The 14675-nt window shown below is 71.5% G+C and carries 13 protein-coding genes; 7 read left to right on the top strand and 6 right to left on the bottom strand.

Annotation, left to right across the window (positions count from 1 at the left end; translation table 11 throughout):
* From ACZ6R6_RS28060 to ACZ6R6_RS28040, 5 genes are all read left to right on the top strand, one after another.
* Entirely contained in the window at positions 1–915 is a 915-nt protein-coding gene (locus tag ACZ6R6_RS28060; RefSeq protein ID WP_470098198.1) for a TIGR04222 domain-containing membrane protein, read from the top strand.
* A gap of 74 nt (positions 916–989) precedes the next feature.
* Positions 990–1952, top strand: coding sequence for a DUF7064 domain-containing protein (locus tag ACZ6R6_RS28055; RefSeq protein WP_470098196.1), 963 nt, complete (start codon positions 990–992; stop codon positions 1950–1952).
* Positions 1953–2056: 104 nt separating this feature from the next.
* Entirely contained in the window at positions 2057–2533 is a 477-nt protein-coding gene (locus ACZ6R6_RS28050; RefSeq protein WP_306863869.1) for a hypothetical protein, read from the top strand.
* A gap of 79 nt (positions 2534–2612) precedes the next feature.
* Complete coding sequence (locus ACZ6R6_RS28045) at positions 2613–3380, top strand: isoprenyl transferase (protein WP_306863872.1); 768 nt, start codon at positions 2613–2615, stop codon at positions 3378–3380.
* Positions 3381–3601: 221 nt separating this feature from the next.
* A complete protein-coding gene (locus tag ACZ6R6_RS28040) occupies positions 3602–4945 on the top strand; it encodes a PhoH family protein (protein WP_470098193.1) in 1344 nt (447 codons plus the stop codon).
* Positions 4946–5118: 173 nt separating this feature from the next.
* On the opposite strand, the gene ACZ6R6_RS28035 is transcribed toward ACZ6R6_RS28040, so the two are convergent.
* The 3 genes from ACZ6R6_RS28035 to ACZ6R6_RS28025 are packed head-to-tail and all read right to left on the bottom strand — an operon-like array spanning position 5119 to position 7768.
* On the bottom strand, positions 5119–5694 hold the full coding sequence (locus ACZ6R6_RS28035; protein WP_470098191.1) for a hypothetical protein: 576 nt from the start codon (positions 5692–5694) through the stop codon (positions 5119–5121).
* Positions 5691–7097, bottom strand: coding sequence for an ATP-binding protein (locus ACZ6R6_RS28030; RefSeq protein WP_470098189.1), 1407 nt, complete (start codon positions 7095–7097; stop codon positions 5691–5693). The genes ACZ6R6_RS28035 and ACZ6R6_RS28030 overlap by 4 nt, the downstream gene beginning before the upstream one ends.
* Positions 7094–7768, bottom strand: a complete 675-nt coding sequence (locus tag ACZ6R6_RS28025; protein ID WP_470098187.1) for a response regulator — start codon at positions 7766–7768, stop codon at positions 7094–7096. Before ACZ6R6_RS28025 ends, ACZ6R6_RS28030 begins: the two co-directional genes overlap by 4 nt.
* 325 nt (positions 7769–8093) lie before the next feature.
* Between ACZ6R6_RS28025 and ACZ6R6_RS28020 the strand changes: the two genes are divergently transcribed.
* Both ACZ6R6_RS28020 and ACZ6R6_RS28015 read left to right on the top strand, forming a co-directional pair.
* Positions 8094–8798, top strand: a complete 705-nt coding sequence (locus ACZ6R6_RS28020; protein WP_306863884.1) for an aggregation-promoting factor C-terminal-like domain-containing protein — start codon at positions 8094–8096, stop codon at positions 8796–8798.
* Positions 8799–8858: 60 nt separating this feature from the next.
* Positions 8859–10838: a glycosyltransferase family 2 protein gene (locus ACZ6R6_RS28015; protein WP_470098185.1), complete on the top strand. Its 1980-nt coding sequence runs from the start codon at positions 8859–8861 to the stop codon at positions 10836–10838.
* Here ACZ6R6_RS28015 and ACZ6R6_RS28010 read toward each other — a convergent pair.
* The 3 genes from ACZ6R6_RS28010 to ACZ6R6_RS28000 are packed head-to-tail and all read right to left on the bottom strand — an operon-like array spanning position 10823 to position 14580.
* Positions 10823–12214, bottom strand: a complete 1392-nt coding sequence (locus ACZ6R6_RS28010) for a 3-hydroxybutyrate oligomer hydrolase family protein (RefSeq protein ID WP_470098183.1) — start codon at positions 12212–12214, stop codon at positions 10823–10825. The two genes, ACZ6R6_RS28015 and ACZ6R6_RS28010, sit on opposite strands and share 16 nt — an antisense overlap.
* Positions 12215–12217: 3 nt before the next feature.
* A complete protein-coding gene (locus ACZ6R6_RS28005; protein ID WP_470098181.1) occupies positions 12218–13231 on the bottom strand; it encodes an alpha/beta fold hydrolase in 1014 nt (337 codons plus the stop codon).
* A gap of 20 nt (positions 13232–13251) precedes the next feature.
* Entirely contained in the window at positions 13252–14580 is a 1329-nt protein-coding gene (locus tag ACZ6R6_RS28000; RefSeq protein ID WP_470098179.1) for an MFS transporter, read from the bottom strand.
* Positions 14581–14675 lie beyond the last annotated feature (95 nt).

Genomic DNA, 14675 nt, shown 5'->3' with positions numbered 1-14675 from the left:
ATGCTGACCACTCTGATCGTCGTCGTGACGGTGGCGTTGGTGACGGCGGTGGGCCTGATCGCGCTGAGACTGGCCATGCACTCCCCGAAGGTCTACCGGGGGCCGGCCCCAGACCTCTACGAGCTGTCCCAGCTCGCGGGCGGCCGGTTCCGGGTGGCGAACACCGCCCTGGCCGCCCTGGCCGCCAGAGGGGCCCTCACGGCCCGGCGCGACGGGCAACTGATCCGGGCGGCCCCGCCCCCGGAGGAAATCGCGGACCCGGCGGGGATCCCGCCCCCGGAGGGGATCGCGGGCCCGGAAGGGACCCCTCCGGTGGGGGCTTCGGATCCGGGGAGGATTTCGGACCGGGAGGGGACCTCGCGCCTGGCGGGAGCCTCGCATCCGGTGGAGGCCGAGATCCTCGCCCTGCTCGGTGACCGGCCCGGGGGGCTTCCGGTGTGGGAGGTCAAGGCGGCGATCGTCCGCGGGCCCGCGGTCACCGGGCTGATCGCGCACATGGAGGGGCTGGGGCTGGTCGAGGCGTGCGGTGCCGCGCGGGTCGAGCCCACCCGCCTGGGACAGGCCGCGCTGGTCCACCACCGCCTGCGCCACCGCGAGGAGGCGTCCCTGCCGCCGCGCCCCCGGGACCACGTCTCCAAGGAGGAGTTCGACCTCTGCGGGATCGCCCTGTACGGCCTGGGCTGGGCGAGTGACCGGGAGCTGGCCGCCGTGCTGTCGCTGAGCGGCACGCCGGCACCTCCCGCGCCGGGCGCCTCCGCGCTCTCCGGTGACCCCCCGCCGCCGACCGGCGTCCACGGACCGCTCAGCGCCCCCGGCCCTCGGGAGGGCGGGGACCGTACCGGGACGCCGGGCCGGGCGCCGGGCGGTGACGGGGGGCCGGACGCCCGGCGAGGGCGGGGTGGAGATGATCTCTGAGGGCTGTCCCGCCGGGGGGCCGGTCGGTTAGGTTGGCCCGGTCGTGTAGCCAAGCGCTTGCATGGGAGTGGGCCGTGGTGAAGATCATCGAGCACGGGACGTGGCCGCTGGGGGAGGCGGACGAGGGGACGCATCCGGCCGGTGGCGAGCGGCTGTGGAGCGAGTCGTTCTACTTCGACTTCGCGGCCGAGGACGGCTCCCTGGCCGGTTACGTCCGGCTGGGCCTGTATCCCAACTGGGACCGCGCCTGGTACTGGGCGTGCCTGGTCGGCCGGGACCGGCCGCTGGTGCTGCTCGCCGACGGCCGCGCCCCGCTGCCCGCCTCCGGCCTCACGGTGCGGGGCCGGGACTACCGGGCGACCCACGAGACGACGGCCCCCATGCGCTCCACCAGGCTGACCCTGGAGGCCGGGGCGGCCGCCGTGCTGGAGGATCCGACGTGGGCCTACGACATCCCCGACGGGGCCCCGAGGACCTCGCTGGCGTTCGACCTGGAGTGGGAGACGGTCGGCGGGGTCTACCCCTACGGGTTCGTCCCGCGCTACGAGATCCCCTGCAAGGTCGCCGGCGTGATCAGGGTGGGCGGCGAGGAGATCCCCTTCGCCGGGTACGGCGAGCGCGACCACAGCTGGGGGGAGCGCGACTGGTGGACGGTCTCCTGGCTGTGGAGCTCCGGGCGGCTCGACGACGGGACGTTCTTCCACGGCATGCGGGCCAACCTCGGCGCCGAGCTGTCGTGGCCGTGTTTCACGGTCTCGCCCGAGGGCGTGCTCGACCATCGGGAGGGGTTCACCGCGGCGACCGAGTTCGGCGAGCACGGCCTGCCCGTCCTCTCGCGGCTGGCCGTGCCTGGGGCCCCGATGACCGTCACCCCGGTCGCCTTCGCCCCTGTGGGGATGATCTCCCCGGACGGCGAGCCCGCCCGTTTCCCGCGCGCGCTGTGCCGGTTCGAGGCCGAGGACGGCCGCCGGGGACACGGCTGGACGGAGTGGCACCAGCCGCCCGGGTGGCGTGAGCACAGCTGGCGTCGGGTGTGAGCATCGCTGGCATTGAGAACGTTTTGGCAGGCTGTGCCGGGGATAACCTCTGTGAGGTGGGGGGACTGCGTTGTCTTGATGGGTCGTATCTGACCGTTACGCCGGTGGCGTGCCGGGACAGCGTCGGCCTGCCGTACGAGGTCACCCTCGAACTCCACCGCGACGGCACGCTCTACGGGACGGTGGGGGAGCGGTGCGGCTGGTTCCTCGTCCGACTGGCCAAGGGCGTCGCCGAGGCCCGGGCCGGGCTCGAGGCGCAGTGGCCCGATCCCGACGACCGCTTCCCCGAGGAGGAAGAACTGTTCGCCTTTCGTTACCGGACGAGGAACGGGATCGTGAGCGGGGGCGAACTCCGATGTCAGCTGCGCACCATCCCGATCTGGGTCCCGGCCAGGCGGGGGAGCGCCGGTGAATGGCGGCTGACCCGCCGGGCGTTCGTGGAGGCCTGGGGCGGTGGTGGGGTGGGCATGCGGGCTGTGCTCACCTCGGCTGAGCTGGGCGCCTTCGTGGAGGCACTCGTCACGGAGGCGGAGGAGTGCCTGGCGCCGCAGAAGTCCGGCAACTCAACCGGAACCCGATAGACGGGGCGGAGAGGTCTCGCGGGCGGTGATAATTGCCTGTCAGCGCCCTTCGACGGCGGGCGTTGAGGGGAGGGACTCCATGGGCGTGCGCGATCTCGTCTACCGGCTGTACGAACGGCGGCTGGAGGCGAAGCTGCTCCGCCAGAAGGACATGGCCCCCCGGCATGTCGGCGTCATCGTCGACGGGAACCGGCGCTGGGCGCGCTCGATGGGCATCGACGACGTCAGCCGGGGCCACCGCAAGGGCGCGGACAAGATCTCCGAGCTCCTCGGCTGGTGCCGCGAGGCGGGCGTCGAGGTCGTCACCGTGTGGCTGCTGTCCAGCGAGAACATCAACCGGTCGAAGGACGAGCTGGACCTCCTCGTGAAGATCATCGAGGACGTGGTCCAGGAGCTCGTCGCCGACGGATGGCACATCAATCCTATGGGCGCGCTCGATCTTCTGCCCGATCACACGGCGCATGTCCTTAAAAACGCAAAAGAAGCAACATCACACCGTCCGGGTTTGATTGTGAACGTTGCTGTTGGGTATGGAGGAAGGCGTGAGATCGCTGATGCGGTGCGCTCCCTTCTCCAGGAGCACGCCAGCAAGGGCGCGAGCATCGAGGACCTGGTGGAGGTCCTCGATGTGGAGCACATCGCGGAGCATCTCTACACGCGCGGCCAGCCTGACCCGGATCTCGTCATCCGGACCTCGGGAGAGCAGCGGCTGTCCGGCTTCCTGCTCTGGCAGAGCGCCCACTCCGAGTTCTACTTCTGCGAGGCCTACTGGCCTGACTTCCGCAGGGTCGATTTCTTGCGGGCTCTCCGCTCGTATGCCGCGCGGCATCGACGGTACGGCTACTGAAACACCACATGAACACCCCCTTTCGGACAGGCTTGTCCCTTTGGTGGGTGGGTATTCAGGACGTACCGTAACAAGTAGGCGGGCACAGCCCGCCTACTCCGGAGAGGGCTCGCCTTTGCGTCACGACTGCCAAGGAGGGCCGGTCGCCGGCGCCTCCTCGGCAAGCCGCGAGCGTGGGCCCGGGTCCGGTCCGCATCCCAGCTCATGGCAGGGCGCCCCCCATGGCGCCCGGGGGAGAACGCGTGGCAAACCCTTCGTCCTCACCCACGTCGCCGGTCACCAGCCGGCGTACGTACGTCCTGGACACCTCGGTCCTGCTGGCGGATCCAGCGGCGATGAGCCGCTTCGCCGAGCATGAGGTCGTCCTCCCGATCGTCGTCATCACCGAGTTGGAGGGCAAACGCCACCATCCGGAACTCGGATACTTCGCGCGCAAGGCGCTGAGGTACCTCGACGACCTACGGGTGACACACGGGCGGTTGGACGAGCCCATGCCGATCGGCGAGGGCAGCATCCGGGTCGAGCTCAACCACAGCGACCCGTCGATCCTGCCCGTCGGCTTCCGGCTCGGCGACAACGACACCCGCATCCTCACCGTGGCGCGGACCCTCGCCGCGGAGGGGCGTGAGGTGGTGCTGGTCTCCAAGGACCTGCCGATGCGGGTCAAGGCGGCCTCCATCGGTCTCGCCGCGGAGGAATACCGCGCCGAGCTGGTGGTGGAGTCCGGCTGGACCGGCATGGCCGAGCTCCAGGTGACCACGGAGGACGTCGAGACGCTCTTCGAGCACAGCACCGCCGACCTGCTCGAGGCCCGGGACCTGCCCACCCACACCGGCCTGCGGCTGCTGTCCAGCCGGGGTTCGGCGCTGGGCAGGGTCCTGCCGGACAAGTCGGTGCGGCTGGTGCGGGGCGACCGGGAGGTGTTCGGCCTGCACGGCCGCTCCGCCGAGCAGCGCATCGCCCTCGACCTCCTGATGGACCCCGAGGTCGGCATCGTCTCGATGGGCGGCCGGGCGGGCACCGGCAAGTCCGCGCTCGCCCTCTGCGCGGGCCTGGAGGCGGTCCTGGAGCGCCGCCAGCACCGCAAGGTCATCGTCTTCCGCCCGCTGTACGCCGTGGGCGGCCAGGAGCTGGGCTACCTGCCCGGTTCCGAGAACGAGAAGATGGGCCCGTGGGCGCAGGCCGTCTACGATACCCTCGGCGCGGTCACCACGCCCGAGGTGATCGAGGAGGTCATCGACCGGGGCATGCTGGAGGTGCTCCCGCTCACCCACATCCGCGGCCGGTCCCTGCACGACGCCTTCGTGATCGTGGACGAGGCCCAGTCGCTGGAGCGCGGGGTGCTGCTGACGGTGCTGAGCCGGATCGGCGCCAACTCCAGGGTCGTGCTCACCCACGACATCGCCCAGCGCGACAACCTCCGGGTGGGCAGGCACGACGGCGTGGTCGCGGTGGTGGAGAAGCTCAAGGGTCATCCGCTGTTCGCGCACATCACGCTGACCCGCTCGGAGCGCTCGCCGATCGCCGCCCTCGTGACCGAGATGCTGGAGGACATCACGATGTAGGCCGCCGCCCGCGGGTCCTCCCGCGGCGGGCCGGTCACCCGGCCGTCCGAGGAGGATCCGCGGCCCCGGCCCGTCACGGCGGACCGCGCCTCACGGGTACGGCGATCCGGCCCGTCACGGATACGGCGGGCCGCGCCTCACGGTCGGTGCGGGGCGCAGCCGTCCCCGGCCCGTCACGGCGGGAGCCGTACCCCCTTGGCGGCCAGGTCCCGATACTCGAAGCAGGTGTGCTCGCCCAGCGACTCCGGGGTGCCCGGGAACAGCCGGGTGACCTCGACGCTCCAGATGCTCTCCTGCTTGTTCTGCCTGATGGTGCAGGTGATCTGGGCGAGCCCGGCCCTGGAGATCTCGCCCTCTCCCGTGATGATCACGTTCAGCCGGTAGCCCAGCTTGCCCCCGGGATCGTTGCGCTGGGGCGTGTCGGAGTATCGGGTGGTCTCGGTGTCGTAGTGACTGAACTCGTTGAGCGCGCTGCTCAGCCCCTTCTTCGGCGGCTGCTTCCCGGCCCGGAACAGGGTGTTGACGATGTCCTTGGCGGAGTCGGAGCCCACGGGGATGCTGGCGGGCTCCAGCCGCCCGTCGCGCAGCAGGTAGACCGTCACCCACGTGGGGCTGTAGCTGATCACCGGAGGGCGGCCCTGGTCGCGGACCTCGGTGGGGGCTATCCCGCAGCCGCCCAGCGTCAGGGCGGCGGCGAGCAGGCACGCCGACCAGCGCGGGCGGAAGGAGATCGGAGCGTGGAGCCTCATGTCGAGGGCAGCCAGACCGTGAAGAGCGTGCCCGGGTCCTGCGGGCGCACCGAGATGGTGCCGCCGTGCAGGCGGGCGTTGGCCCGCGCGATGGACAGGCCGAGGCCGCTCCCGTCGCCCCGGGCGCCCGCCTTGTAGAAACGGTCGAACACGTGGGGCAGGTCCACGGGCGGGATGCCCCTGCCGTGGTCGCGTACCTTGACCTCCAGGCCGTTCGGGGTGCTGCGGGCGGTCACCACGACGGGAGGCTCGCCGTGGCGCAGGGCGTTGCCCACCAGGTTCGCCATGATCACGTCGAAGCGCCTGGGATCGAGGGAGAAGGCCAGTCCCTGCGGCACGTTCACCTCCACCCGTTCCGACCAGCCCCGTGTCTCCAGGCAGTCGTAGATCACGTCGGCGATGTTCGTGGTGTCCAGGTTCAGGGTCGCCGTGCCCGAGTCGAACCGGCTCGTCTCGATGAGCTGCTCCACCAGGGTCCGCAGCCGCCCGATCTCCCGCAGCACGAGCCGTACGGCCGCCGCCGGTTCGCGGGGCAGCCGTTCGGCCTCCTCGGAGAGCATGTCGGTCACCGCGGTCATCGCGGTCAGCGGGGTCCTGAGCTCGTGCGAGACGTCGGCGACGAACCGCCGTGACATCGCCTCCAGCGAGCGCAGCTCGGTCACGCTCCGCTCCAGGGCGGCCGCGGTGTCGTTGAACGTCGCGGTCAGCTCCGCCAGCTCGTCCTGGCCGCGCACGGGCAGGCGGGTGTCCAGGTGGCCGGCGCCGAGCGCGCGGGCCGCCGAGCCGAGCCGCCGGACCGGCAGCAGCACCCGCTGGGCCGACACCAGTGCGACGGCGAGCGCGATGATCAGCATGATGGCCCCGGCGGCGGCCAGCGGCTGCCGCAGGTCGTCCAGGAGCTGCTCCTCCTCGGACAGGGGGACGAACACGAAGACGCTCATCCCGGTGGGCTTGGCGATGCGCAGGGGCTCTATCCGCCATACGGGGGTGCCGATGAGCAGCCACATCTTCCCGTCGATCGGCTGCCGCTTGGTCACCAGCCGCCGGGCGGCCCCGGCGTCGAGGTCGGCGGGGACGTCGTTCATGCTGAAGTCGCCGTCGGGGTAGAGGTAGCTCTGGTAGCGGACCACCACCCCGCCGTCGCGCAGGCGCAGGCTCTTCTGCAACGTGCTGATCTGCGCGTCGGTCGGCGGGCTGTCTCCTGCCCAGAGCGCGCCGATGGGCACCCTGATCCCTTCCAGGGTGTCGCGCACGTCGCGCACGGCCACCTGCTCGGCGAGGTCGATCGTCCGGCCCTTGACGAGCTCGTAGCCGATCCCCGCGACCAGCGCGGAGGCCGTCACCGCGATCAGGGTGAAGGTGATGACCAGGCGGCCGCGCAGCCCGGTGTAGGCCCGCCTCACGGTGGGCTGAACCGGTAACCGAACCCACGGACGGTGTGGATGAACTGGGGTTCGGCGGGCACTGATTCGATCTTGGCGCGGACCCGCTGGACGCAGGCGTCCACCAGCCGGGAGTCGGCGACGTGGGTGTGGTCCCAGACGGCCCGCAGCAGGTATCTGCGGTTGAGCACCTGGCCGGGGTGGCGGACCAGTTCGAGCAGGAGCCGCAGCTCGGTGGGGGTCAGATGGACCTCCCGGCCGGCCAGCGACACCTTGAGCGCCCCCCGGTCGATGACCAGGTCGCCGAAGGTGATGCGGTCGGAGGCGACCGACTCCACCCGGCGCAGGACGGCGCGGATCCGGGCGTCCAGCACGCGCGGCTCGACCGGCTTGACCACGTAGTCGTCGGCCCCCGCCTCCAGCCCCACGACCACGTCCAGGTCGTCGCCCCGGGCGGTGAGCAGTATCACCGGCAGCTGGTCCAGCCTGCGGATGCGGCGGCACACCTCGACCCCGTCGATCCCGGGGAGCATGACGTCCAGGACGACGATCTCGGGGCGCCGCGCCCGGATGTGGTCGAGCGCCTCCTCGCCGCTGGCGTAGGAGGTCACGGAGTGGCCCTGACGGGTCAGCGCCAGTTCGAGCCCGGTCCGGACCGAGGGATCGTCTTCAACAAGGAGGATGCCGGCCACCGGGTAATTATTCTTCCAATATGGGAGGACACCTGCACCGTCACGGAACTGTGACATGAGGTGGACAGTAACCAAATATGGCGTTGAAAGCCTAATGGAGGGCGTTTCCTCCGGTGCGGGGGCACGTGGGAGACCCCCGCCCGGTAAATGTGATGAAAATCACATTTACCGGGCCAAATTCTAGGAAAGTCCATGTAACCAGCAAGTAGGCGGCAAAAAAACCGGCGGCCGTCCAGGGGAACACCAACCAACTCTCCCGTTCGGGTTGCGGACCACCCCCCTGTCCACGGCAAGCTCATAGGTCGTGAGTTCAGGACCGCCGCACGTGAAGGAGCACTCAGCTCCCCGCCCCCGCCGCACGGCCGGAAAACCGGCCAAGGCCAAGAAGCAGGGGTGGCTGACCCCCAAGCGCGCCGTCATCCTCGGCACGGCGGCCGTGATCCTCGTCGGCGGCGGCGGCTTCACCGTCTACACCGCCGTCCAGAACGCCTCCGCCCCGGCGGAGGAGCCGCTCAGCCTGGGCGATCTGTCGAAGATGCTCAGCGGCGACCCGTTCGCGCCCGATCCCCAGAGCGACGTGCTCAAGGCCCAGGCGGCCCAGGCGCTCAAGGCCGACAAGCTCAAGGCCCAGCGCGACCACCGCAAGCCGTTGGACCAGATCGTGATCCCCAAGGAGGCGCCCGGCGGCGGCGGCTTCGACCCGCAGCAGCTCCCGCCCGGCACCGCCAACCCGACCGGCAACAAGGCGCTGGGCAAGCAGATGCTGGAGGCGCGCGGCTGGGCCGACCAGTGGGGCTGCCTGGAGAAGCTCTGGATGAAGGAGAGCGGCTGGAACGAGCGGGCGATGAACCGCTACAGCGGCGCCTACGGCATCCCGCAGTCACTGCCCGGCCACAAGATGGCCAGCGCCGGGGGTGACTGGCAGACCAACGCGGCCACCCAGATCGAGTGGGGACTCGGTTATATCAAGGGTCGCTATGGCACGCCTTGTGGTGCCTGGGGCCATTCCCAGGCCAAGGGCTGGTACTGAGACACCAGGAGTCGGCAAGTCTGACCGTCTGCCGCCCGCCGGCATCGCACGCTTGGCCGTATGGATGTGAAGGTCAGCGTGGTAGTGCCGGTGCACAACCCCGGTGATACCGCCGACGCGTGTATCCGTTCGCTGCTGGAACAGTCGATGCCCTCGGAGGAGTACGAGGTCATCTTCGCCGACGGCGGGTCCGACGACGGGATCCAGCAGCGCCTCGACTCCGTCGCGGCGGTGCGGCCGAACGTCCGGGTGCTCCATCTGGGACCGGACGGCTCGCCGGCCCGGGCGCGCAACGTCGGGATGGCGATCGCCAAGGGCGAGTACGTCTACCTGATGGACCAGACGGACCGCCTGGAGCGGGCCGCCCTGCGGCGGATGTACGAGCGCGCCGTGGAGACCGACGCCGACATCCTCGTCGGGCGCCTGGTCAGCGACCAGGGCCCGCTGCCCTCCACGGTCTTCGACGGCAACCGGGAACGCGCCGACATCTTCAGGGACCGGCTGCTGTCGCTGCTCACCCCGCACAAGCTCTACCGCCGGACGTTCCTGGACGCCGAGGCGCTGACCTTCGCGGACTCCGGCGGGCGCCTGGCCGAGCAGGCATTCGCGCTCCGGGCCTACCTGCGGGCCAAGGTCATCGCCACCCTGGCCGACCAGGTCTGCTGCCACATCGAGGAGCGGCCCGAGCCGCCGGGCGACCCCTACGTCTGGGGCGCCGAGCTGCGCGAGCTGCTCGACATCATCGACTTCGAGGTCCCCGCCGGGCGCCAGCGCGACCGGATGTACGCGCACTGGTTCCGCACCTCGGTGCTGCGCCTGCTCGGGGGAGGCCGGTTCGTCTCCGCCTCCTCCAGGGAGCGGGCGGCCACCTTCACCAGCCTGCGCGAGCTGACCGTGCAGCGCTTCCCCCCGCGCCTGGACCCCTACCTGCCCGTGCACCTGCGCGCCCGCGCCGCGCTGCTGCGCGCCGGCCGGCTCGACCAACTGGTCGTGCTGGCCGAGGCCATGCGCGGCACCCGCCTGCAGGCCGACCTCAGGGAGGTCGTCTGGGACGACGGCGCGTTCATCATGGGGCTCAGCGTGGAGATCCTGCGGGGTGACGGGTCCCCGACGCGTTTCCTGCCCTACGGCGAGGACGGCCTGCTCTGGGAGCCGCCCGTGCCCCTCGACGGCCTCCGTCTCGCGCCCGAGCTGGCCGACGTCTCCCAGGCCGCCGCCCGCGCCCGGTTCGAGGTCTACGTCAGGCACGAGGACACCGGGCTCGTCTACTTCCTCCCGGTGACCTGCTCGATGATGCGCTCACGTCACCGCAACGGGGTCAGGCTCCAGGTCGCCGGCACCGCCCGGCTGGACGTCGCCTCCGCCGCCATGGGCCACCCCCTGCCGCCCGGGCTGTGGGAGATCCACGTGCGCATGTACGGCGGAGCCCACCACGCGCGCACCCGCGTCACCGGCTCCCCGCTGAACTGCACCGGTGTGCTGGCCGACTACTCCAAGCGGCTGGTCATCCCCTGGTGGTCGGACCGGGGCGAGCTGGGCGTCTGCGTGGAGCCCCGCTCGTTCGCCGAGTCGATCGTCCTGGTCTCGGCGGGGACGACGATCACCCGGCAGCGCGAGCACGTCTTCGTCGTCGTGCCCGTGCCGTACGTGCCGCCGAGCGGGGGGCCGCCCGCCGAGCTGGTGCTGCGCCATGAGACGCGCCGGGAGCGCGAGGTCTGCGTGCCGGCCCTGGTCGAGCCGGGCGTGCCCGGCCAGCATCCCGGGCGGCTGGTCGCCAAGATCCCCACCCGGCTGACCCGCCGCGACGGCGCCCTCGCGCCAGGCGACTGGGTGCCGTTCCTGCGGGTGGACGGTCCGGAGGTGGGGCTCCGCTTCAAGGTCGGGATGAGCCGCGGCGGCCGGGTGGAGATCTACGAGTCCGCCGAAGGAACGCCCGCGCCCCGGAACCCGCTGCTCAAGCGCATCGCGCGGCGGATCCCCGGGGCACGGGGCGCGGTCCGGCTGACCCGGACCGTACAGGAGCGTTACCTGGCGAGCTGACACTCGTTGACGAGGTCTCCGCCCGCCGGGCGCGGCAGGGTCGTGCTCGGCGGCGGGCTCTGCCGCCGCTCCACCCAGTCCGTCAGGGCCCCGAACGCGCTGCGGAAGCACGGCAGCAGCGGGCGGAGCCTGTCGGGGTAGGCGGCGTAGAGGCTGTCCACGTGGGTGCCGTCGGTGACCCGGTAGTACCGGAACGGCCGGCGGTCGCCGACCATGTCCGCGTAGACGTCGCCGGAGCGGGAGATCGGCAGCAACGTGTCCAGCGTGCCGTGGACCGTGATCAGCGGCTTGCCGATCCGGCCGGTGAGCCCGATCCTCTCCACCGCCCGGTACGGCCTGCGCGCGTCGTAGTCGTAGTCGGTGTCGCAGGCCGGGGTGCCCGTGGCGCAGAAGGGCGTGCCCGCCTCGGTGTCGCCGTCGAAGTCCGGGTCGAGCTCCTCACGGTAGACGCGCTGGGTGAGGTCCCAGTAGTACTGGTAGTGGAACGGCCACAGGAACTCCGAGCCCTTGGCGAACCCGGCGTCGTACATCGCCTGGGTGTCGCCCTCCGGGTAGGCCCGCAGCGCCGGGGGCAGGAAGGTGAGCAGGTTGTCGCCCTCGACCCGCCAGAGCGTGCCCTCCCAGTCGACCCCGCCGTCATACAGCCAGGCCCGGTTCTCCAACTGCCAGCGGACCAGGTATCCGCCGTTGGAGATGCCCGCGGCGTAGGTCCGCTCGGGGAGCCTGCCGTAGCGCCGCGCGACGACCGCCTTGGCGGCGACCGCCACCTGCGTGACCCGCCGGTTCCACTCGGCGACCGCGTCGCCCGGCCGGCGGCCGTCCTTGTAGAAGGTGACCCCGACGTTGCCCTTGTCCGTCACCGCGTAGGCGTAGCCCTTGGCCAGCGCCCAGTCGGAGATGGTGAAGTCGTTGGCGTACTGCTCCCGGTTGCCCGGGGTGCCGGCGACGACCAGCCCGCCGTTCCACCTGTCCGGCAGTCGGAGCACGAACTGGGAGTCGTGGTTCCAGCCGTGGGTGGCGTTGGAGGTCGAGGTGTCGGGGAAGTAGCCGTCGACCTGGATGCCGGGGACGCCCTTGGGGTTGACCGCCCCGGCGGGGTGGAGTCCGGCCCAGTCGGCGGGGTCGGTGTGCCCGGAGACCGTCGTGCCCGCCGTGGTGAGGTCGTCCAGGCAGGCCGTCACCTGGTGCTCGGCCCCCGGGACCGTCACCCGGTCCAGGCGCGCGCAGTGCGCGCCCACCGGGTCCCGCTCCGCCGACACCCCGGCGCCCGCGGCCGGCGCGCCCGCCAGCAGGGCGGCTGCGGTGATGACGGCGGTGACGGCGCCGAGCCCGGCGGCCGGCACGGCTCGCCCGCGTGATCCTGACGGTGTGCGCATCGCTCAGCTCCGCTTCAGATGGTCGACGAGGGCGGCGCGGAACTCCTCGGGCCGCTCGATGTGCGGGCTGTGCCCGGAGTCGAGGACGACCTCGCGGTGGTCGCCGTAGCGCTGGAGCGCGGCCCGGGTCTGGGCGATCATCGGCTGCGCGGGGGTGCCCGGCGAGCCGGGGACGGCGCCGAGGGCGCCGAGGTGGGCCAGGTCGAACAGCGAGGTGTCGGAGACGATCACGTCGGCCGCGCCGCGGATCCACAGGATCGGCGGCTTGGGGTCGATGGTGTGCAGGTCGTCCAGCCGGAAGTGGGTGGGGGCCAGCGCGTTGAGCAGCCCGCGGGTGCCGGGGGCGACCCCGGGCCACACCTCGGAGGCGACCGCGTCGCCCGGGTAGTGGTCCTCGCCGATCCTCGTCGACAGCATCGACTCCACGAGGGCGTCCTCGTCCTCGACCACCGTGCCCGGCTTGACGTACGTGCTCCGGAAGACGTTCCGCGGCGACACCGGGGAGTCGTCGGAACGGTCCCCGGCCGCCAGCAGCTTCACGAAGTCGGGGTTGGCCGCCCCCGCCCCGCCGCCGACCCCGTCGGGGTGGTTCAGCGCGCCGTCCGGTCCGTGCGTGCCGCCGAAGCCGTACGGCGAGACCGGGTTGACCAGCGTCACGCTCCGCACGGCGGCCGGCCGGTCGCGCAGCGCCTGGAGCACCACCCCGCCGCCCATGCTCCAGCCCACCAGGTGCACGCCGCACAGGCCGAGGGCGTCGACCAGCGCGAGCACGTCGTCGGAGTAGTCCCGCAGGCCGCGGGTGGCGTCGACCGGCGCGGGGTCGCTGTCGCCGAAGCCCCGCAGGTCCACCGCGAGCGGCCGGTAGCCGCCCGGCAGGGCCGTCAGCGTGTCCCGCCAGAAGACGGAGCTCGACACGTTCCCGTGCACGAACAGGACCGCCTCGCCCCCGGTCTCGCCGGTCGACAGCACGTTCTGTGTGATCCGGGCGGTGGGCACCCGCCGGTTGTCCAGGCGCATCGAATGTCTCTCCGTACGGCTCAGCGGGTGGTGGGGGTCTTGGGGGAGTTCTCGGCGGCGCCCAGGGTGGCGAGGTCGCGGCCCCGGGTCTCCCGGGCGACGAACACGGTGATCAGGGTGAGCGCGGCGGCGGCGAGCATGTACAGCATGACCGGGAACGAGGATTTGTAGGCGCCCAGCAGGGCCACCGCGATCAGCGGGGCCAGGCCGCCGGCGACGATCGAGGCGAGCTGGGCGCCGATCGACACGCCGGAGTAGCGCATCCGCGTGGCGAACAGCTCGGAGAAGAACGCCGCCTGCGGGCCGTACATCGCGCCGTGCAGGATCAGGCCGACCGTCACCGCCAGGGTGACCGCGGCGAAGTTCTTGGTGTCGATCAGCGGGAAGAAGGCGAAGGACCACAGTCCCACCCCGGCCGCGCCGAGCAGGTAGACCGGCCGGCGGCCGAGCCTGTCGGAGAGCGCGCCCCACATGGGGATCGAGAAGAAGTGGATGGCCGAGCCGATCAGCACCGCGTTGAGCACGACGGGCTTGGTCAGCCCGGCCGCCTCCGTCGCGTAGACCAGCACGAACGCGGTGAGCACGTAGTAGGAGACGTTCTCCGCGAAACGGGCGCCGATCGCGGTGATCACATCGCGCCAGTGGTACCGGAAGACCTCCACGATGGGCATGCTCGCCGTGGGCTTGACCTCCGCGACGGCCTGCTGGAAGATCGGCGACTCGCTGATGGACAGCCGGATCCACAGGCCCAGCAGCACCAGCAGGCCCGACAGCAGGAACGGGATGCGCCAGCCCCAGCTCTGGAAGGCGTCGTCGGACTGGACCGCGGCCAGGACAGCGAGCACCGCGGTGGCCAGCAGGTTGCCGCCGGGGGCGCCGGCCTGCGGCCAGGACGCCCAGAAGCCGCGCCGCGCGGTGTCGCCGTGCTCGGAGACGATGAGCACCGCGCCGCCCCACTCGCCGCCGAGGGCGAAGCCCTGGACGAGCCGGAGCGCGGTCAGCAGCAGCGGAGCCACCGCGCCGACCGCCGCGTGGGTCGGCAGGCAGCCGATCAGGAAGGTCGCGGCGCCCATCATCAGCAGGCTGATGACCAGGAGCTTCTTACGGCCGAGCCGGTCACCGTAGTGGCCGAAGACCAGCGCGCCCAGCGGACGGGCGACGAAGCCGACCGCGTAGGTGAGGAAGGCCAGCAGGGTGCCGGTCAGCGGGTCCGACTTGGGGAAGAAGAGCGCGGGGAAGACCAGCGCGGCGGCGGAGCCGTACAGGAAGAAGTCGTACCACTCGATCGTCGTGCCGATCAGACTGGCCGCGACGATCTTTCCGATGGGGGTGCGGGTTTTCTCTGACATCTCACTCACCAATGGGTAGCGCTGTTGGGGGGGATGTCGGCTCACGGTACGTAGTGACCGGCGTCACTCCTATGGCTCCGGCCGCCATACCCGGC

The organism is Streptosporangium sp. NPDC048886 (genome assembly GCF_055586905.1).
This window is presented reverse-complemented; position numbering and strand designations above follow the sequence as displayed.